The organism is Microcystis flos-aquae FACHB-1344 (genome assembly GCF_014698375.1).
GTDB classification, from domain to species: domain Bacteria; phylum Cyanobacteriota; class Cyanobacteriia; order Cyanobacteriales; family Microcystaceae; genus Microcystis; species Microcystis aeruginosa.
The window spans coordinates 1-19,727 of sequence record NZ_JACJSW010000121.1 but is presented as its reverse complement, the minus strand read 5'-3'; the positions used below and the strand labels follow the sequence as shown (position 1 = coordinate 19,727).

At 46.2% G+C, this 19,727-nt stretch carries 22 protein-coding genes and 2 pseudogenes; 15 read left to right on the top strand and 9 right to left on the bottom strand.

The features are described from left to right. Positions 1-378: pseudogene (locus H6G48_RS10205) on the top strand (IS701 family transposase); the annotation flags it as partial. Between the two features lie 158 nt (positions 379-536). Here the strand turns inward: H6G48_RS10205 and H6G48_RS10200 are convergent. The 3 genes from H6G48_RS10200 to ndhN all read right to left on the bottom strand — a co-directional run bounded on the left by H6G48_RS10200 (position 537) and on the right by ndhN (position 4,107). Then, positions 537-1,619 carry an ATP-dependent 6-phosphofructokinase gene (locus H6G48_RS10200; RefSeq protein ID WP_190721466.1) on the bottom strand — a complete coding sequence of 361 codons (1,083 nt, stop codon included), beginning with the start codon at positions 1,617-1,619 and terminating at the stop codon, positions 537-539. A 247-nt stretch (positions 1,620-1,866) separates the two neighbouring features. Then, complete coding sequence (gene gltX / locus H6G48_RS10195) at positions 1,867-3,309, bottom strand: glutamate--tRNA ligase (RefSeq protein ID WP_190721464.1); 1,443 nt, start codon at positions 3,307-3,309, stop codon at positions 1,867-1,869. A 321-nt stretch (positions 3,310-3,630) separates the two neighbouring features. Then, positions 3,631-4,107 (bottom strand): NAD(P)H-quinone oxidoreductase subunit N, encoded by a 477-nt coding sequence (gene ndhN / locus H6G48_RS10190; protein ID WP_002747620.1) that lies wholly within the window; start codon positions 4,105-4,107, stop codon positions 3,631-3,633. Between the two features lie 291 nt (positions 4,108-4,398). Between ndhN and H6G48_RS10180 the strand changes: the two genes are divergently transcribed. Further along, positions 4,399-5,268 (top strand): ABC transporter permease, encoded by an 870-nt coding sequence (locus tag H6G48_RS10180; RefSeq protein WP_104397876.1) that lies wholly within the window; start codon positions 4,399-4,401, stop codon positions 5,266-5,268. A gap of 49 nt (positions 5,269-5,317) precedes the next feature. Here the strand turns inward: H6G48_RS10180 and phoU are convergent, their stop codons facing one another. The 3 genes from phoU to H6G48_RS10165 all read right to left on the bottom strand — a co-directional run bounded on the left by phoU (position 5,318) and on the right by H6G48_RS10165 (position 8,207). Then, the gene (gene phoU, locus H6G48_RS10175) at positions 5,318-5,986 is read right to left on the bottom strand and encodes a phosphate signaling complex protein PhoU (protein WP_190721462.1); all 669 of its coding nucleotides are present in this window, start codon (positions 5,984-5,986) and stop codon (positions 5,318-5,320) included. Between the two features lie 119 nt (positions 5,987-6,105). Then, on the bottom strand, positions 6,106-7,407 hold the full coding sequence (locus H6G48_RS10170; protein ID WP_190721460.1) for a sensor histidine kinase: 1,302 nt from the start codon (positions 7,405-7,407) through the stop codon (positions 6,106-6,108). Positions 7,408-7,454: 47 nt separating this feature from the next. After that, positions 7,455-8,207 carry a response regulator transcription factor gene (locus H6G48_RS10165; protein ID WP_190721458.1) on the bottom strand — a complete coding sequence of 251 codons (753 nt, stop codon included), beginning with the start codon at positions 8,205-8,207 and terminating at the stop codon, positions 7,455-7,457. Positions 8,208-8,281: 74 nt separating this feature from the next. Here H6G48_RS10165 and H6G48_RS10160 point away from each other — a divergent pair, with 74 nt between their 5' ends. Beyond that, positions 8,282-9,049 carry a creatininase family protein gene (locus H6G48_RS10160; protein WP_190721456.1) on the top strand — a complete coding sequence of 256 codons (768 nt, stop codon included), beginning with the start codon at positions 8,282-8,284 and terminating at the stop codon, positions 9,047-9,049. Between the two features lie 164 nt (positions 9,050-9,213). After that, the gene (locus H6G48_RS10155) at positions 9,214-9,978 is read left to right on the top strand and encodes a hypothetical protein (protein WP_190721453.1); all 765 of its coding nucleotides are present in this window, start codon (positions 9,214-9,216) and stop codon (positions 9,976-9,978) included. A gap of 29 nt (positions 9,979-10,007) precedes the next feature. On the opposite strand, the gene glcD is transcribed toward H6G48_RS10155, so the two are convergent. After that, positions 10,008-11,474, bottom strand: a complete 1,467-nt coding sequence (gene glcD / locus H6G48_RS10150) for a glycolate oxidase subunit GlcD (RefSeq protein ID WP_079209347.1) — start codon at positions 11,472-11,474, stop codon at positions 10,008-10,010. Between the two features lie 148 nt (positions 11,475-11,622). Then, on the bottom strand, positions 11,623-12,174 hold the full coding sequence (locus tag H6G48_RS10145) for a 2'-5' RNA ligase family protein (protein WP_147070380.1): 552 nt from the start codon (positions 12,172-12,174) through the stop codon (positions 11,623-11,625). Positions 12,175-12,333: 159 nt separating this feature from the next. Here H6G48_RS10145 and H6G48_RS10140 point away from each other — a divergent pair, with 159 nt between their 5' ends. The 11 genes from H6G48_RS10140 (at position 12,334) to rpmE (ending at position 18,036) form a co-directional block, all read left to right on the top strand. Beyond that, complete coding sequence (locus tag H6G48_RS10140) at positions 12,334-12,600, top strand: YciI family protein (protein WP_002736524.1); 267 nt, start codon at positions 12,334-12,336, stop codon at positions 12,598-12,600. A gap of 466 nt (positions 12,601-13,066) precedes the next feature. Next, entirely contained in the window at positions 13,067-13,297 is a 231-nt protein-coding gene (infA, locus tag H6G48_RS10135) for a translation initiation factor IF-1 (protein WP_002737109.1), read from the top strand. Between the two features lie 127 nt (positions 13,298-13,424). Continuing rightward, complete coding sequence (rpmJ, locus tag H6G48_RS10130; RefSeq protein WP_012593611.1) at positions 13,425-13,538, top strand: 50S ribosomal protein L36; 114 nt, start codon at positions 13,425-13,427, stop codon at positions 13,536-13,538. Positions 13,539-13,631: 93 nt separating this feature from the next. Beyond that, positions 13,632-14,015 (top strand): 30S ribosomal protein S13, encoded by a 384-nt coding sequence (rpsM, locus tag H6G48_RS10125; protein ID WP_002735415.1) that lies wholly within the window; start codon positions 13,632-13,634, stop codon positions 14,013-14,015. Positions 14,016-14,054: 39 nt separating this feature from the next. Next, a complete protein-coding gene (gene rpsK, locus H6G48_RS10120; protein ID WP_147073121.1) occupies positions 14,055-14,447 on the top strand; it encodes a 30S ribosomal protein S11 in 393 nt (130 codons plus the stop codon). A gap of 192 nt (positions 14,448-14,639) precedes the next feature. After that, on the top strand, positions 14,640-15,581 hold the full coding sequence (locus H6G48_RS10115) for a DNA-directed RNA polymerase subunit alpha (protein WP_158200657.1): 942 nt from the start codon (positions 14,640-14,642) through the stop codon (positions 15,579-15,581). 21 nt (positions 15,582-15,602) lie between these two features. Further along, positions 15,603-15,953: a 50S ribosomal protein L17 gene (rplQ, locus tag H6G48_RS10110; RefSeq protein ID WP_002766099.1), complete on the top strand. Its 351-nt coding sequence runs from the start codon at positions 15,603-15,605 to the stop codon at positions 15,951-15,953. Positions 15,954-15,955: 2 nt separating this feature from the next. Continuing rightward, positions 15,956-16,786: a tRNA pseudouridine(38-40) synthase TruA gene (truA, locus tag H6G48_RS10105; protein ID WP_190721451.1), complete on the top strand. Its 831-nt coding sequence runs from the start codon at positions 15,956-15,958 to the stop codon at positions 16,784-16,786. Between the two features lie 123 nt (positions 16,787-16,909). After that, positions 16,910-17,365, top strand: a complete 456-nt coding sequence (gene rplM, locus H6G48_RS10100) for a 50S ribosomal protein L13 (RefSeq protein WP_002735375.1) — start codon at positions 16,910-16,912, stop codon at positions 17,363-17,365. Between the two features lie 4 nt (positions 17,366-17,369). After that, positions 17,370-17,783: a 30S ribosomal protein S9 gene (gene rpsI / locus H6G48_RS10095; protein ID WP_002737094.1), complete on the top strand. Its 414-nt coding sequence runs from the start codon at positions 17,370-17,372 to the stop codon at positions 17,781-17,783. Between the two features lie 19 nt (positions 17,784-17,802). After that, positions 17,803-18,036 (top strand): 50S ribosomal protein L31, encoded by a 234-nt coding sequence (gene rpmE, locus H6G48_RS10090; protein WP_002760058.1) that lies wholly within the window; start codon positions 17,803-17,805, stop codon positions 18,034-18,036. A 590-nt stretch (positions 18,037-18,626) separates the two neighbouring features. Here the strand turns inward: rpmE and H6G48_RS10085 are convergent. After that, positions 18,627-19,619, bottom strand: a pseudogene (locus H6G48_RS10085) (tetratricopeptide repeat protein); the annotation flags it as partial. Positions 19,620-19,727 lie beyond the last annotated feature (108 nt).

Below are 19,727 nucleotides of genomic sequence, written 5' to 3'. Positions count from 1 at the left end.
GACTATTTCATCACCAATGTAGTTGAGGCAGATACAGTAACAGCGTCGTGGATAGTCAAGACTTACACCGAAAGAAATTGGGTGGAAGTATTCTACCGAGAAGCCAAAGGATGGTTAGGGTTAAGGGAATATCAAGTCAGGGATAAACGAAGCTTACTTCGTCATTTTATCCTGGTGTTTTGTGCCTATACATTTATCCTGTGGCATAAGTTAACTGGGGGATTGCAAAGGCGGTGGGCGAATCGACCTTTAAACACTTTTGTGGAAGCTTTAGAAGCTTTTCGGACAGCGATGTCTTTCCGTTTCTTTGAGTGGCTGACCGAGAATCGGGATGTGTTTGCCGCTTACAAAGCCAGTTTAGGCTTTATTTGGGCTTGAAATTTGTTTAAGTCCCACTATTAATCATTTAGGTTTACCGGCGAAATTGCCGAAAAATAATTATCAGAGTTTATCTTTATTTGATTGGTAATTTTAATCAGTGGGGAAAGGGCGATACTTAAGGATTAATTCTCGCACCGATTCCCCTAAATTTAATCTCAATCCCCTAGACAAATACCCAAACCCCTGGCGGTTTTGACTAAAGTTTCTTCGGGATCGACGACGCGATAGGTTTTAATCGCCTCCTCAATGGGAACACTGACCACTTGCCGATTTTGCCAGGCCACCATGCGATCGAATTCTCCCCGGGCGATCAGATCCACGGCCGCCACCCCAAAAGCCGCCCCCAGTAAGCGATCCATCGGAGAAGGAATACCCCCCCGTTGAATGTGGCCCAGGAAAGTCACTCTCGTTTCGGCCCCGGTTTCCCTGGCAACTTCTTCGGCTAAATAGCGACCGATACCCCCGAGACGATCTTCTCCTAGGGCTTCCTTTTGCACTAGGCGATTGCCAGTTTCGGTACGCACAGCCTCGGAGACAATAATCAGAGAAAACTGTTTATCCAGACGCTGCCGTTGCCGGATCTTCTCGCAGACCTTCTCTAATCGGTAGGGAATTTCGGGAATGAGAATAATATCGGCCCCCCCCGCAATACCGGCAGCCAGGGCGATATGGCCGGCATCCCTACCCATAACTTCTAGAATCATCACCCGGTTATGACTAGCGGCGGTAAAATGGAGGCGATCGAGGGCTTCTGTGGCGATATTAGTAGCTGTATCGAAGCCGATGGAGACTTCTGTAGCTCCCACATCATTATCGATGGTTTTGGGGATACCAATCAGATTAATGCCTCCCTGTTGGGCAATACGGCGCAAAATCGCCAGACTACCATCGCCACCGATGCCGATCAGGGCATCCAGTCCCAGACTATGATAGCCGTCAATGATGTCCTGAGAGCGATCGATCAGGGTTCCATCGGGCATCGGGAAAGCGAAGGGATCCCCCTTATTGGTAGTACCGAGAATTGTTCCTCCCATCACCAACAGGCGATCAACTCCTTCAATATCAAAGATCGTGGTTTTGGGGGGACGGCTAACTAATCCGTTAGTTGCTTCTCGAATACCCACCACTTCCCAGCCATAATTGCCACTGGCATGGTGGACAACGGCACGAATGGCGGCATTTAAACCCGCACAGTCGCCACCACTGGTGAGAATTCCAATTCGTTTTTTTTCACCCATAGGTTTTTGTCAGGAGATCAACAAATCTATATTTAGGGAAAAGTTGCGGATAATGCCTGAAAATTAAGAAAGTTTCTAGATCGTCCCTGACAGCTAGGGGAAAAATCCACCCCCGTCCCCTCAGTCCCCCTAGCAGGGTATGCAGGGCGACACGGATTCCCATTATACTAGAAAGTATATAGCAATCTTAGGGCATTTGTCAACCCTAATATACAGGAAATTTTCTGATAACTGATAGCCAATCAATTTAACTATTTACTGCTTGCTGAAGACGGGATAGATCCCAACCTTTTTGATTGAGAAGTAGCCAAGACTGCATTAAATCTGGACCGTGTAACTCCCCCATCAAAGCGGCGCGTAGAGACTTCATCACCAGACCTTTTTTAACCCGATGGGCTTTAGTGGTTGTCTCCACAATTCCCTTAGCAGCTTCTCCAGTCAAATCGGGAGTAATAGCGGCGAGAATATCCTTGATAATATCCTTAACTCCCTCTAATTGTAATTGACTTAAAGCCTCCTGATTATAATTAGCCAGAGGGGTTAAAAGTAAGCGACTTTCAGCGACAGCATCGCTTAAACGAGTTAAACTCGGACCGATGAGAGTAGCCAAACCGATCAACCAAGCTCGATCGGTTTCAGCAGCAAAATTATACCCTGCTTCTTGCCAGTAAGGGAGAAGTAAAGGCACTAATTCCTCACCCGTTAAACGATGGAGATATTGACTATTAATCCAATCCAGTTTAGTCCAGTCAAATTTTGCCCCCGCTTTATTTACCCGTTCTAAACTAAACACTTCAGCGGCCGCTTCAAGGGTAAAAATTTCTTCAGTGGAATCGGGAGGAGTCCAACCGAGGAGAGTCATGTAATTAACCAAAGCTTGCGGCAGAAAACCCAGTTTTCGGAAATCATCGATCGAAGTGACTCCATCCCGTTTAGATAACTTGCGACCCTCCTGATTTAAGATCAAAGGACTGTGGGCAAACTCCGGCACTTTTGCCCCCAAAGCTTCGTATAAAAGAATTTGTTTAGCCGTATTAGCGATGTGATCTTCCCCACGAATAACATGGGTAATTGCCATATCGATATCATCAACAACTACCGCTAAATTATAGAGAGGCTGACCGAAGTTTTCTTCCCCATTTTCCGAGGTACGAGCGATCACCATATCCCCCCCTAAATCACTACCTTTCCAGATGACTTTTTCCCGGATTAAATCCTGCCAAATAATTTCTCGATCATCGTCAATAATAAAACGAATTACGGCTTTTCTCCCCCCTTGCTCGAATTGAGCTTGTTGTTCGGGGGTGAGATAACGATGACGATTATCGTAACGGGGGGCAAGATTGCGGGCTTTTTGTTCTTCCCGCATTTTTTCCAATTCTTCCGGGGTACAATAACAACGATAGGCTAAACCTCGATCGAGCAGGGTTTGAATGGCTTGACGATAATAATTAAGGCGTTGAGTTTGAAAAAAAGGACCTTCATCCCAATTCAGTCCTAACCATTGTAGGCCCGCTTGAATATTTTCGGTATATTCTGGTCGAGAACGTTCTAAATCTGTATCTTCCACGCGCAAGATAAATTTGCCCCGGTGATGATGGGCAAAAAGCCAGTTAAACACGGCTGTGCGTGCGGTTCCAATGTGTAAATTTCCGGTGGGACTGGGGGCAATACGAACTCTTACTGTCACGATCTAACTCCTAGGTTTTTGCGGCAACCATATCCCATATTATTGCAAATTCACCTAGGCAAACTCTCGAAATTAAGAAAATTAAGTGGGTGGGTGGAATTAAATATAAGATGAACGTAGGTTGGGTTGAAGCATGAAACCCAACTCCCGCATGGGTTACGCTACCGCTAACCCATCCTACAAAGAATTGTGCCTCCCTACTTAAATGAATAGCTACCAAAGGGTGAGAAAGGAACAACAAACTCTCAAGAATTGAAGTCTCCCTCTCTGGGGAGAGGGGTTGAGGCAGAGATATTTCAATAACCCTGTTATTTCGGTAATTTAGGCAGCGATTAAAGATTTGCTCAAAGGTTGCCAACGGAAATATCTTTCCCCACCCAATTCGAGGACAAATTTTAACCGGGGTTCCTGTTGACTAAGATTAATTAAGTATTGTTTTTCTTCCGAGGATAAAACAAAACTTTCAATAATCCAAATCACTAAACCTTTAGATTTGGGGGGTAAATTTTCCAATTGATAGGTAGCAATGGGAGGAATAAAATAAACCGGTCCCACGGCTGCTTCCCGACCAATATTTTTTTTACCTAAATGGGGGGGACGAACTCCATGAATGCCGGTAAGATAGGCACTTAAATCCCCTAGACCTCTAGCGGTGATATGCAGGACATTATAACCGGTGGCCCGTAAACGTCTTTGATAGCGTCCCTCGTAACCCCCTTCTAAGGGTGCGTAAACCCCTAAAGCACCGTATTGTTCCAGATCGCGAATAAATGGTTTTCCTGTGGTCAGTAATGCCATAGCTAGTAAAAAAAATCTTTTCCCCTATAATCGCACGTTTTGTTAAGTTGTGCGTCAGGTGAACAAAGAAAGACTTAAGATCAAAGATAGAGAGGGACAATCGCTACTCTCCCAAGGAGGTAATATGTTTCACGATCTCCTTTATCCCAACGGACTGCTTTATATCCTGATTAAACTAACTGTTTTAGCTTTAGCAGTCTTACTCTGGTTTATGGTCGTTTCGGCCCCGGCTGTTTGAAAAAACACTGCTCTTGTACAATTAGCGTTCTATGCAATGGCTAAATTTTGTCGATGACTCCTGTTAAATTGCCGATCGATCCTTTTCTGAAACCCAACCTAACTACTAAGCTCCTAGGGGTTGGGTTGGTATTGACAATTATTTTTATCCTGATTGCCCTGTTTTCGCCCCTTCTGCAAGCGATCGGCCTGATTCAGGATCCAACCGACATTTTAAGCAATTATCCCCTACAAGCCCCCAGTTCTGCCCATTGGTTCGGGACGAATGTGCGCGGTTATGATGTCTTTTCCCGTACCCTATTCGGGGCCCGGGCGGCCTTGTCCGTGGTATTTTTGGCCACAGGATTATCTTTAGTCATCGGGGTTCCTTTAGGGTTAATTAGCGGTTATTTGGGGGGTAAGATCGATCGCGTTCTCCTCTTTCTCATGGATACCCTCTACACCTTGCCGGGGTTATTATTATCGGTGGCTCTGGCCTTCGTTTTGGGTCGTGGTATCGTCAATGTAGCGATCGCTGTTAGCATTGCCTATATTCCCCAATATTTTCGCGTGGTCAGAAATCAAACCGCCAGCGTTAAAAATGAGTTATTTATCGAAGCGGCGCGAGCGATCGGTGCCAGTCCTAGCCGGATACTATCAAAATATCTTTTCTTTAATGTCGTCCAGAGTGTCCCAGTTCTTTTTACCCTCAACGCGGCGGATGCGATCCTGGTTTTAGGCGGTTTAGGCTTTTTAGGCTTAGGATTACCGGAAGAAGTGCCTGAATGGGGTCATGATCTCAAGGAAGCTTTGGCGGATTTATCTACAGGTATCTGGTGGACCACTTTATTCCCCGGATTAGCAATGACCACGATGGTGGTGGGTTTATCCCTCTTGGGGGAGGGGTTAAGTGAAATTTTCAACCCCCTGAGTCGTAAACGCTAAAAGCGGGGGCCAGAGTTCGAGGAAAATCATCTCAGGAGCCTCCACACCCTCAGCCTCTCTGTCCGGTAACGATGTAGGATACCCTTTGGGCGATATTGGTGGCGTGATCGGCCATACGTTCCAGATGACGGATTAGTAAAGCCATCAGCAGGATTGGTTCCACCACACCTTTGATATCTCTTTGATGGGCGAGAGTGTGATAGAGATAATCATAGGCTCGATCGACCGTATTATCTAGTTCTTTGACCTTTGAACCCGCTTCTTGATCGAGGTCGGCCAGAGCAACAAGGCTCGTGGCTAACATATACTGGGCATGGTGGGACATAGCCTCGATCTCACCCATACAATCGTGGGGAGTATAGGCGAATAATTTGAGAGCTATTTCAGCCAAATCCTTGGCATAATCGCCGATACGTTCCAAATCGCGCACTAATTGCATAAAAGCACTTAAAAGCCGCAAATCTTGGGCTACGGGAGCCTGTAGAGTCATGAGAGTGGCACAATCTAACTCGATTTGACGGTAGTAGCGATCGATTTCCTTGTCAAGGGGGGCGATTTTTTTCGCCATTTCCAAATCCCTAGCAAAAAGGGATTGATGGCTAAGACGAAAGGATTCTTCGACCAAGGTTCCCATTCTCAGCACATCCTGTTCCAATCGCTGGAGAGAACGAGCGAAATAGGTGCGATCGGGATGATTGGTTTCTTTGGATAGGCTCACGGTCAGATTCGCTTAACATAAAACTACTCTTTCTCTACAGTGATAACAAGAAAATTTTCGATTTTGTACAGTTGTCCAGAGAACTTGACAGATTTTTTTCTCCCCACACCCCACACCCATCACCCCACCGCCTTTTTTTGACGGGGGAGAGTGACTTGTAGGCGAGCGCCACCGGTGTTAGGATCATTTTGAGCGACGATCGAACCGCCATGGGCTTGAATAATCTCTTTGGCAATCGATAAACCTAAACCGGTACTATAATCCTTTGTGCTTTGTTTTTGACGGGTGCGGGAAGGATCACCACGAAAGAGGCGATCAAAAACGTAGGGTAGATCCGCTTCGTTAAATCCCTTCCCGTTGTCGATAACGTCAATTTTCAGCCATTTTTCCCCGATAGTATCGGATATTTCCCGAATTTCTAGGCGAATTTTCCCCTGATCGGGACTATACTTAATGGCATTATCAAAGAGATTCAGGAAAACTTGCAGCAGACGAGAGTGATCCACTTCCAGCGTCCAATCCACCGGAGAGGAATAATCTAAGCTAATCTGTTTTTGGGCGGCTATTGGGGTGACAGTCTGCCAAGCGGCGCTGATGAGGTCCTCTAGATTAATCATCTGGTATTGTAAAGAGCGCCCCGCATCCGCTTGTAATTCACTGATTTCTAGCCAATCGCAGACTAATTGGCTCAAACGCTCCACTTCTTTCGCCATTTGTTCTAACCAGCGTCTTTCGGGAGCTTGGAGGCGTTTTTGTAAAGCTTCGGTAAGGAGAGAAATGGAGGTTAAGGGAGTGCGTAACTCGTGAGTTAAGTCAGAGAAAGCTCGCTCGCGATTTTGCGATAATTCCACTAAAGGCTGTCTATTTTCGATAAATACAGCGATTTCACCTTCTGGCAAGGGATAACCGTAACCCTTCAAGGCAATCGATTTAGGAGCAATGACTTTGCGATCGCTAATGGGGGTGACAGGATAATTAGTCGGGTAAAAAGTCCAAGTTTGCACCTGTGGACTCTGTTTTTGACGAGTTTCTTGAATTAATTGATCTAATTCGTAGGAGCGCACTAATTCCAGCAGCAGACGTACCTGATCTGGCTGCCAGCGATCGAGTTTTAAGAGGGTAATTGCCTGTTGATTACACCAGAGCAGTTGATTATCGGCATCTATATGAAGATAGGCGATCGGCGCTCGTTCTAGCAAGGATTTCTGAATTTCTAAGCTCTTTTCTCGCTCTTGCAGACTTTGGGAGAGAAACTGTAATTCTCGACGCACCAGGGAGGTAACGGGAAAAGAAGCCGACAAATCCGCCGAATCCGAGAGAGCGCTCAGGGTTCGCTTTAACTCTCTATTTAAGCGTGAGACTTGCCAGTAACAAATACTCAAACCTAAAACTACTCCCAAAATAAAAGCGAAAATAGTCATTGTCTGCGCGAGCGGCGATCGCTAATCTGGAAAATATAATCGCTCACCTAGCCAAAACGATAACCGAAACCGCGTACAGTAATCAGGTATTCCGGTTGACTGGGATCGATTTCTAGTTTTTCCCGTAACCAGCGAATGTGAACATCGACGGTTTTGGTGTCTCCTAAAAAATCTGGCCCCCAAATTTGTTCAATTAATTGCTCTCTTGACCAAACTCGGCGCGGATAACTCATAAATAGGTCTAGGATACGGAATTCTTTAGGAGAAAGGTTGATTTCTTCATCTCGCACCGTCACCCGACATTCCTGGGGATAGAGAAGAACATCGCGGAATTTTCGCACGGGAGCGGCAGCTAGGGAAGTAAATCCTTGACGACGAATGAGAGCGCGACAACGAGCGACTAATTCTCGCATACTAAAGGGTTTAGTCAGATAATCATCGGCACCCACTTCTAAACCCAAAACTCGATCGGTTTCGCTGGCCTTAGCACTTAAAATTAAAATCGGGATAATATTGCCGTGATAGCGCAACAGACGACAGATATCAAGACCGTTGATTTGGGGTAACATTAAATCCAAAACGACCAAATCAAAACGAGATTCACCGTGATTAGATTCTTGACTTTGCAGTAATTCTAGGGCAACGCGACCATCACTAACACCGAGAGCCTCGTAACCTTCTTCTTCCAAAGCCAAAATAATCATATCCCGAATCACTTCTTCATCTTCAACGATTAAAATCCGATGATTGGGAACGAAATCCGTACTCGCCGACAAGGGGGGGTTGTCAAGGGTTAACATAAAAATACTTGATTATTCGTCCTAATTTTATCTCAATTTGTCAACCTGCATTCGTTTTGGAAGGCTAGAGCCGAATGTTATTACAGTTATCTACATGGTTAGAGGTGGAATCCTATCTAGAACAATCTCAGGGAATTATTATTCCCATTGGTTCCACGGAACAACACGGGCCGACGGGACTGATTGGTACAGATGCTCTATGTGCGGAGGCGATCGCTAAAGGAGTAGGGACACAGGTACAAGCAATGGTAGCACCCACCTTAAATGTCGGCATGGCCCTACATCATACGGCTTTCCCGGGTACAATTAGCCTTCGTCCTAGCACTTTGATTCAAGTCATCCTCGACTATGTGACTTGTTTAGCTAGAGCCGGTTTTCGTCAATTTTTCTTTATTAATGGTCACGGGGGCAATATTGCCACCCTAAAAGCCGCTTTTGCGGAAACCTATTATCATTTGGATTCCCTCAATTTGCCTAACACAAACGAGGTTAAATGTCAAGTGGCCAACTGGTTTATGGTGCGAGAAGTTTATCTTTTAGCCAAAGAATTGTATGGAGATCAGGAAGGTTCTCACGCTACACCGAGCGAAGTGGCGTTAACTCAGTATCTTTACCCTGAAAGCCTTAAAAACGCCTTTTTATCCGAAAAAGTGGCTTCTGGTCATGGTATTTACGGTGCGGCTAATTTTCGCCAAAACTACCCCGATGGTCGTATGGGTTCCAATCCTGCTTTAGCCACTCCCGAACACGGTCAGAGGTTCTATGAATTGGCTGTGAAAGAATTGAGTAATAGTTATCTGGAATGGCTCTCTTGTCCTTTGTCTAAGTTGATTAGTGACTAGGCCTCCGAGACCCGGAATAATTTAACTGTAACCCTAAGTAAGTGGTTTCAATTAAATTGAAGATAGATTTTGTCTTTGATCCCGCCTTAATAAGGGGCGGATCTGAACAATTTTTAACCCCCACCTACTTAGAGACAAAACTTAAATATCCACGGAGAAAACCGATGATTACCACCAATGACAATAACTCCAATCAAGCTCTGGCTAGTTTGCGGGAAATACAAGAACTTTCCATCGCAATTACAGCCAAAAGCCTCAATCCCGCCATGCTAACGGTTGATTTCCTCAAATATTCGGGAATAGTTCCCCCCGACTGGGAATTAAATGGCCAGCCGGTACTCAATCCTAATTACGCTCAAGTTAATTTTCAAAATGGCATCAGCATCGTCGCCCAACCCCGGAAAATTACCTTTGTGGAGATAATTAACTCTCCCGATAGCCTGAACCTGAAACTGCCAGAAATTGTTGGTTTATATCTAGATAAACTCCCTTTAGCCGAATATCAAGCCCTGGGTATCGCGCCGAAAAGTATTGTTCCTCTCCCTAGTAGCCCCGATGCCGCTAAAAAATACATCACCGAAACTCTTCTCGCCCCCGGTCCTTGGCACAATTTCGGTATAGCCCCCCTACAAGCCAGCATCAATCTACTTTATCAGCTAGAAACCTCTCAGCTATCCCTGGCGATTAACGAGGCAAAATTGCAATTACCCGATGGCCAAACCTTAGCGGCGCTATTATTTGCCGGTAACTTTAACTATAATCTGGCCGAGGGCAGCGATCGATTAAATCTGCTCAAACAATATCTGGGACAATGGCAAAAAGATCTAGAGATTTTCCGAGAATTAGTCACTCAACGCTTTCTGGAAAGACAACTCCCAGTTTTCCCCTCTAATATCAATCTGCCCCTAGGACCCCAAGGTGGACTGTAATCAGTCATCAGTCAATACTTGCCGATAACCTAAAACACATCCACCCCCGCAAACCCTTGCATTTTCGCATTAGCGGCTTCCCCACAGCTGCGCGGGGTGGGGAATAATTTCCCCGGGTTAGCTAAACCTTTGGGATTAAAGCAATCCCGCACATAGCCCATAGTTTCTAAGTCAATCTCGTTGAACATGGCGGGCATATAACAATTTTTATCGATGCCGATACCGTGTTCCCCCGATAAACTGCCGCCAACCCGCACACAAAGTTTGAGAATTTCACCGCCTAACTCTTCCACTTCTTCCCAGGCCCCCTCCACCTTGTTATTGTAGAGAATCAACGGGTGTAAATTGCCATCCCCGGCGTGGAAAACATTGGCGATTTTATAACCGTATTTTTCACTTAAAGCCTTAATTTCCTGAAGAACATACACCAATTGAGTGCGGGGAATCACCCCATCTTGCACAAAGTAATTAGGGCTAATTTTCCCCGCCGCCGCAAAAGCCGCTTTTCTGCCCTTCCAGAGTTTCAAGCGGGTTTCCGCATCATTAGCCGTAGTGATATTTCTCGCCCCATTTTGACGGCAAATCTCGGCAACCCGATGCTTATTCCTGGTTACTTCTACCCCTAAACCATCCAATTCCACTAATAAAACTGACTCGGCATCCCGGGGATAACAGCCGGTAGCCACCACGTCTTCCACGGCGTTGATACTGAGATTATCCATAATCTCCATCCCCGCCGGAATCATTCCCGATTTAATAATATCCGCCACCGCTTGGCCCGCTGCCTCGATACTGGTAAAATCGGCCAGTAAAACACAGATAGATTCCGGAGTTTTCAGAATTCTTAGGGTGATTTCCGTGGCGATGCCTAAAGTTCCCTCGGAACCCACAAATAAACCGGTTAAATCGTAGCCCGGTTGTTCCGGTACCGCACCCCCCACATCGATAATTGAACCGTCGGGAAGGACGATTTTTAAGCCCATAACGTGATTGGTAGTCACGCCGTATTTTAAACAGTGAACCCCGCCGGAATTTTCCGCCACATTACCACCGATCGAGCAGATAATTTGACTAGAGGGATCCGGTGCGTAATAAAATCCCGCCCCGCTTACCGCTTGCGTCACCCAATTATTAATCACCCCGGGCTGTACCACCACCCTTTGATTATCTAAATCAACCCTGAGAATCTGATTCATCCGCGCCGTGACGATGAGAATCCCCTCTTCTAAGGGTAACGCCCCTCCCGATAAGCCCGTTCCTGCACCCCTCGCTACCCAGGCAATCTCGTTATCGTGACAGAGTTTCACCACCGCCGCAATTTCTGCGGTGCTGCGAGGCAATACCACAAGAGCGGGTCTTTGTCTGTATCCTGTGATACCATCGCACTCGTAGGTTAATAATTCATCTTTGCGACGGATGACTCCATCTTTGCCAAGGATCGCTTCTAACTGTTTGATCAGATTGGGGGAGATTTTCGGGGGATTTTTGAGTAACATAGGTTTCAGGGCGGCGGAGTCGCAGTAAAATGGCTCTATAGGTTAAAATATCGCAAAAAAGCCAGAAATAAAGCTTTTAAAGCTGCTCTCTCCTATTTTAGCACTAGAACCCCTTCCTCTGTAGATAGAAACCTGCAAGGGTCTAGATTCATAGAGAAAATTGCCGATAAATTTGCCAGTGCTTACCGTTATGAATTAGGAGGGTAATTTCATCGATCATCACCTCAAAAAATAGCTCTTGATTAGCATATTTTGACCAAGCTTTCCAGAAATTATCTTTAGTTAAATCTCGGAAGCCAACGGTTAAATGGGGCGAAAAAGCTCGGCTTTTTGAGACATTATCAATGATATTCAGGGAAGATTCTAGCTGCTGTAAAAGCCGTTTTTGCAGGGTTAATAATTCTGGCGTTTTCTGGACATTAATATAAATGACTCGCGGTTTAAAGGCGGCAAAATTCTGGAGAATTAGGGGAATAGGAGCGTGCAAGCGGGCAAATTCCTCTAAACATCTTTCTAAATCCGGTAATTGTCCTAAATTCCAGCGGAAAGGGGGTTGGAGAGTGACGTGGGGAGGCGATTTCAGGGCGGCGCGACTATTGTAAATTTCTGCAAACTCTACCTTGATTTTTGTGGCAATTTCCTGTACTTCTGACGGCGGCAAAAGCGCAATAAAAAATAGAGATCCCTGGGGTTGATTCATGGAGACAAGCAAGGTAGAGAAATGAAGATATTATCTCGATTCTAGCAATCTTCAACAACTCTAGCCAATTGTATAGCTCTGTTACATTGCACCATTGACGGCCAAGATTAATCGGTATAATTATAGGGTTGTTAATCAGTCCTAGTCTCCTGAGAATTTATGCCCTGGTTTGTCAAGATAGAAAAAGGCATTGTTGATAAAACTACCTTTGATCGCTATGTCAGCGCCCATAAGGACTATGTGCGTGATTTAATTAGCCAAGGACGAGCAGCAAAAACCGGTTATTGGGCAGAAAGGGGCGGCGGAATGTTATTATTTAAGGCCGATTCTCTTGAAGAGGCTCAAGCAATTATAGTTCGCGATCCTTTAATCGAGAATGGTTGTGTGGAATACGAACTCCATGAATGGCGAATTGTCGTCGAGTAATCTAGCTTTTCAGGGAACAGTGAACAGTAATCAGTCATCAGTAATCAGTAATCAGTAATCAGTGAAAACACAGCAAGGTTAAGCTGTTGATTATCTAAATATTACTCGTTAATACTGCCTGGGAGTGGGGAGCTTTTCAGGGAACAGTGAAAAGTAATCAGTAATCAGTAATCAGTGAAAACACAGCAAGGTTAAGCTGTTGATTATCTAAATATTACTCGTTAATACTGCCTGGGAGTGGGGAGATGGGGGTGGGGAGTGGGGAGTGGGGAGACCACTTCGTGCGCGTTGCGGGGGGAGAGGGAAGATGGGGAGCTTTTTTGCTGTGAACTGAAAACTCACATCTGATTACTGATTACTGATCACTGATAACTGATAAGCTATACTGGGGGAATTGTGCTAAAAGCACGGTTGATGCTGCCGATCATTAAATTAAATTGTCTCTAGTGAAATTGAGGAATTAACTTTGTCTAAACAAGATCTCATCGAAATGGAAGGAACCGTCACGGAATCTTTGCCTAACGCCATGTTTAGGGTGGATTTAGATAACGGTTTCAACGTCTTAGCTCACATATCCGGCAAAATCCGCCGTAATTATATCAAAATCCTCCCTGGCGATCGAGTCAAAGTGGAACTGACACCCTACGACCTAACCAAAGGCAGAATTACCTATCGCCTGAAAAATCAAAAAAAATAGCGATAAATAGGGGCAGAGAAGCCAAAAAGCCTAATAAGCGGCCAAATTTATTTTAAAAAAATAGGTGACACGGGTAAAAGAAATCTGATATAATAGTAAGCTTGCAGTGTTGCCAGAATAGTTAGGCATGAAAGTTAGAGCGTCTGTCAAAAAAATGTGCGAAAAGTGCCGCGTCATCCGTCGGCGCGGTCGAGTCATGGTAATTTGTTCCAACCCCAAACACAAGCAGAGACAAGGTTAACCCACCAAAGTCACTGTCTTGGGGCAGAGAATCGTTACCGTTAATTGTAGTCGTTTTTGGAAAAAAAATCGTTCATAGGGAGAAAGAAAAAGCGTGGCAAGGATAGCTGGTGTAGACCTACCTCGCGATAAGCGTGTGGAAATCGCCCTGACCTACCTCTACGGAGTGGGTCTATCGCGTTCCCAAGAAGTCTTATCTGCGACGGGTGTTAACCCTGACACTCGGGTCAAGGATCTCAGCGATGAAGACGTGGCGGCGCTACGGACTTATATCGAAACAAATTATCAAATCGAGGGGGATTTGAGACGCTGGGAGGCGATGAACATCAAACGCCTCGCCGATATCGGCACCTATCGAGGTCGTCGGCATCGGCTAGGATTACCCGTGCGCGGGCAACGGACGCGAACCAATGCGCGGACCCGTCGCGGTCGTCGGGTGACAGTGGCAGGGAAGAAAAAAGCCCCCTCCAAGAAATAATTTTTTATTCATTGCGATATCCCCCAATCAAGAAAAACTATGGCGCGACCAACCAAAAAAACCGGACCCAAAAAACAGAAGAAAAATATTCCTACCGGAGTCGCTCACATTCAATCGACCTTCAACAATACCATTGTCACGATCGCCGATAGCAAAGGCGATGTGATCTCTTGGGCATCGGCGGGATCGAGTGGTTTTAAAGGAGCCAAAAAAGGAACCCCCTTCGCCGCCCAAACCGCCGCCGATAACGCTGCCCGCCGAGCGATCGAACAGGGAATGCGTCAACTAGAAGTGATGGTTAGTGGCCCTGGGGCAGGACGGGAAACCGCAATCCGGGCCCTGCAAGGAGCAGGATTAGAAATCACCCTGATCCGGGACGTGACCCCCATCCCCCACAATGGTTGTCGTCCTCCCAAACGCCGGAGAGTGTAAACAGTGAACAGCTTTTTCAGGTGACAGGGATCTTGAGGCCGGCAGCCGTTAGCTTTTCGCACATCAGCAGGAGAATCGGGTCGTCAAAGACCATCTGATCAAAAAACTGAACGCTGAACGTTAAATGCTGAACGCTAAGAAAACTGAAAACTGATAACTGATAACTGATAACTGAACAAGGGAGGTCAATCGGTGGCGCAATTTCAAATCGAGTGTGTAGAAGCAAAAACTTACAAGAATCAGAGTCAGTACAGTAAATTTGTACTAGAGCCTCTGGAAAGAGGCCAGGGTACGACCGTAGGTAATGCCCTGAGACGGATTCTCATTTCCAATCTGGAAGGGGCGGCCGTGACGGCCCTGCGGATCGCGGGAGTCAATCACGAATTTGCCACCGTCCAGGGAGTACGCGAGGACGTGATGGAACTCATGCTCAACATGAAAGAAATCATCCTGAAAAGCTACACCAATCAAACCCAGATCGGGCGTTTAGTGGCAACTGGACCGGCGACGGTAGTGGCGGCACAATTCGATTTACCCTCAGAAGTGGAGATAGTCGATCGCAATCAGTACGTCGCTACCCTAGCCGAAGGGGCCAAGCTAGAGATGGAATTTCGCGTGGAAAAAGGCAAAGGCTACCGGGCGATCGATCGCAGTAAAGAGGAGGCCACTTCGCTAGACTTTCTGCAAATCGACTCGATTTTTATGCCCGTAACCAAAGTCAACTACAGCGTCGAAGATATCCGTTCCGAAAGCGGTCAAGCTAGAGATCGTCTGCTCTTAGAAATTTGGACAAACGGGAGCATTAACCCCAAAGAAGCCCTTTCCCAAGCGGCCGATATGCTAGTTAATCTCTTTAACCCGCTCAAGGATCTCAACGCCCTCGAATCCTCCGGTAACTTTGACGACCAAGAGATCAACCAAGAAAACCAAATTCCGATCGAGGAACTACAATTATCCGTGCGCGCCTACAATTGCCTGAAGCGAGCGCAGATCAACACCGTAGCCGACCTCCTCGATTACAGCCAAGAAGATCTCTTAGAAATCAAAAACTTTGGGCAGAAATCGGCGGAAGAAGTCATTGAAGCCCTACAAAAACGGTTAGGCATCACCCTACCCCAAGAAAAAAGCAAGTAAACCCAATTCCAGGAAAATACCATGAGACATCGATGTAAAGTGCCTCAATTGGGTCTACCGGCTGACCAAAGAAAGGCACTGCTGCGCAGCTTGGCCACCCAGCTAATTCGCCACGGTCAGATCACCACCACCCTAGCGAAAGCGAAAGCGGTGCGAGCAGAGGTAGACCACATTATCACCCTAGCTAAAGACGGTTCCCTGAGCGCCCGTCGCCAAGCTATGGGCTACATCTACGACAAACAACTGGTTCATGCCCTCTTTGAAGGAGCCCAGGCCCGTTATGGCAACCGTAACGGCGGTTATACCAGGGTAGTGCGTACCCTGCGCCGTCGCGGGGATAATGCCCCCATGGCGATTATCGAACTGATGTAACGATGACAGCTTGCCACCAGTCGCGGATCGCCCTAGTTATCCAGTATGTGGGAACTAATTTCCACGGCTGGCAACGGCAACCCCATCACAGGAGTGTGCAGGAGGAAATCGAGAAGGCTCTGGCCGATATTCTCGGTCATGACGTCACTCTGCACGGGGCCGGACGTACCGATAGCGGTGTTCACGCCGCCGCCCAAGTTGCCCATTTCGAGCAGCAGAGTCCGATCCCACCTTGCCATTGGGCTAAGGTTCTCAATGCTCGGCTAGATGACGATATCGTCATCCGGGCCTCGGCCCGGGTTCCCGATCGCTGGCACGCCCGTTTCTCGGCCCTCTGGCGACGTTATCGTTACACCCTCTATACCGACCCCATCCCCAATCTATTTGTGAGCCCCTTTAGTTGGCACTACTACCATCGTCCCCTCGATGCCGATTTGATGGCCAGGGCCTTAAAGCCCCTATTGGGTAAGCACCATCTGGCCGCCTTTCACCGTGCTAACTCTAGTCGTGACCATTCCTGGGTAGAAGTACAAGGGGTGGAATGCTACCGTCAAGGGCCGTTTGTACAGATGGAAATTCAAGCCAATGGCTTTTTGTACGGGATGGTGCGCCTATTGGTGGGAATGTTGGTGGAGGTGGGAACTGGTGAGCGATCGCTAGAAAACTTTACCGACATCTGGGTCAATCAGCGCCGAGAATTGGTCAAATACGCCGCACCAGCTAAAGGACTATGTTTACTGCGGGTGGGTTACGCCGATTTTCCCTTTGCCGATAGCGTCTGGTTCGAGACTCAGCCTCTTTATTATTTCCGAGCAGAGGGGATAGGGGAATAGGGTAATGGGGGAATAGGGGAATTTCAACTAAAACCCAACACCCCAACACCCTAACACCCCAACACCCCAACACCCAGGTCGGCAATAAAAAAAATTATTTTTGTAAACCAAGGCAAACTCACCATGAACAAAACACCTCTACCAAATTTAGAGACTCTAGAGCAGAAATGGTACGTCATTGATGCGGCCGATCAGCGTCTAGGTCGTCTGGCCACCGAGATCGCTATGATTCTACGGGGCAAAAATAAAGCCACTTTCACCCCCCATCTGGATACGGGGGATTTTGTCATTGTTATTAACGCTGAAAAAGTGACGGTGACGGGCAAAAAACGCCAACAGAAAGTTTATCGCCGCGACTCCGGCAGACCGGGTGGTATGAAGGTAGAAAGCTTCGATAAACTGCAAAAACGCATTCCCGAACGGATTATCGAACACGCTGTTAAGGGAATGCTCCCGAAAAATAGCTTAGGTCGGAAATTGTTCACGAAACTGAAAGTTTATGCCGGTGCGGAACATCCCCATCAGGCACAACAACCGGAAGTTTTAGCGATTAATACGATTCCCGCAGGAGGAAATTAAGTCAATGCAAGCCACGGACAGTAAAAATAAGGTAGTTTATTGGGGAACGGGACGACGCAAATCAGCGGTCGCTTCCGTGCGTCTCGTGCCGGGGACGGGGGCAATTACCGTTAACGGTCGCGATGGAGAAACCCATTTTAACCGCATTCCCACCTATATCCAGACGATCAAGGCTCCTCTGGAGACTTTGGGACTGGAAAACGAGTATGATATCATCGTTAAGGCCGAGGGCGGTGGTTTGACCGGCCAAGCGGACGCGGTGAAATTGGGTGTCGCTAGAGCTTTATGTCAATTAGCGCCGGAAAATCGTCCTCCCCTCAAGAGTGAAGGTTATCTGACTCGGGATCCCCGGGCGAAGGAACGGAAAAAATACGGTCTTCACAAAGCGCGCAAAGCGCCTCAATACTCGAAACGTTAGGTTAATAGAGAGGTTTATTATGCCGAAAAAAATTCATCCTACTTGGTATCCGGAAGCTAAGGTGATCTGTAATGGTGAACTGGTGATGACGGTGGGTTCGACAAAACCAGAAATTCATGTGGAGGTTTGGTCGGGTAATCATCCTTTTTATACGGGAACCCAGAAGATGATCGATACGGAGGGCCGGGTCGATCGCTTCTTGCGTAAGTACAAAATGGGCGATAAGTCAAGCAAAAAGGCCGATCAGAAATAATTCTTTACTTTTGCCTTTTTGACCCGGTGGGGAGATTTTCCCGCCGGGTTTTTTGCTATTTTTAGGCTGGTAGGGTCATTATTTCTGCACTGATACTAAATCTGGTTATTAAAAACTGATTATTTATTCTCCCTTTTGCATCAGTGCCTGTCTTCATACTGCTTTTCTCATAAAGATGAAGTATAATCTGATGCGGTATTGGCGATCGCATACTGTTGCCTACACCCTATTTTTAGACTCGCTCCCAGATTTACTAGCACAAGTTGCTCAAAAAGTCAAGCAAATAAAAGATACAGAGCAAAGACAAAATTTTGCCAGTTGTAGGGGACTTTTTTGCGCGTATTTAAAGGAAGGCAGCAGCTTTATTCGATTTCTCTGAACTAGAAGATTGAGAAGCTTGGTTAGGATCTCCCGGAAACTGAGCGCTCCCCAGTAAAACCGGGGAAGGAGATATAGCATTTCTCACACCTGTGGGGCATAATTAAACCTTTGCTGATTAAGCTTTTCAACATCGATAATGTACCTCTTGCGAATAGGAAACGCTATATATATTTTTTTACCTACCTGATACTTTTTAAGAGATTAACTGTCTAATCGGGGAATCTTTGCTGTAATTCTTCATCGGATAATCGCGACAACAGAATCATAAAATTTTGCCTTACTTTTTGGGTATGGGGATGATTTTCTCCTAATCTTTCTTGATAAATAGCAATAGCTCTCACATACAACGGTTCCGCTTCTGCGTATCTGCCTTGGTATTTGTATAATTCTGCTAAATTATTGAGACTGGCAGCAACATCGGGATGGTTTTCTCCTAATAGCTGTTGTCTCAGAGAAAGGGAGCGCTTATACAAGGGTTCCGCTTCTGCGTATCTGCTTTGACATTGGTACAATTCTGCTAAATTATTGAGACTGGTAGCAAAATAGAGATTGTTTTCTCCTAATAGCTGTTCTATCAGAGAAAGGCCTCTCTTGCACAAGGGTTCTGCTTCTGCGTATCTGCCTTGCGATTCGTATAATACCGCTAAATTATTGAGAATGGTAGCAAAATAGAGATTGTTTTCTCCTAATAGCTGTTCTATCAGAGAAAGGCCTCTCTTACACAAGGGTTCTGCTTCTGCGTATCTGCCTTGCGATTCGTATAATACCGCTAAATTATTGAGACTGGTAGCAACAATGGGATCGTTTTCTCCTAATAGCTGTTCCCTTAGAGAAAGGGAGTGCTTATACAAGGGTTCCGCTTCTGCGTATCTGCTTTGACATTGGTACAATCCTGCTAAATTATTGAGACTGGTAGCAAAATAGAGATTGTTTTCTCCTAATAGCTGTTCTATCAGAGAAAGAGAGCGCTTACACAACAGTTCTGCTTCTGCGTATCTGCCTTGGGATTTGTATAATAGTGCTAAATTATTGAGACTGCTAGCAAAATAGAGATTGTTTTCTCCTAAGCGAGATTGGATTTCTTCACAACATTTTGTTAAGGTAGCTGCTGCTAAATTATATTCTCCCTGTCCCTTATAAAACGAAGCTACCCCAAGAAACACCCGACTTAAATTATCTTCCAGGTTGGGAATATCATTCAAGGGGTGACAGAGGGGCTACAAGCTAGATAGAGCGGGGGGTCTAGCCAAACGACCCCCTAAAGAAATAGAGTGGTTAGGACAACCACTCAAAATTTTAAAATGTTACCT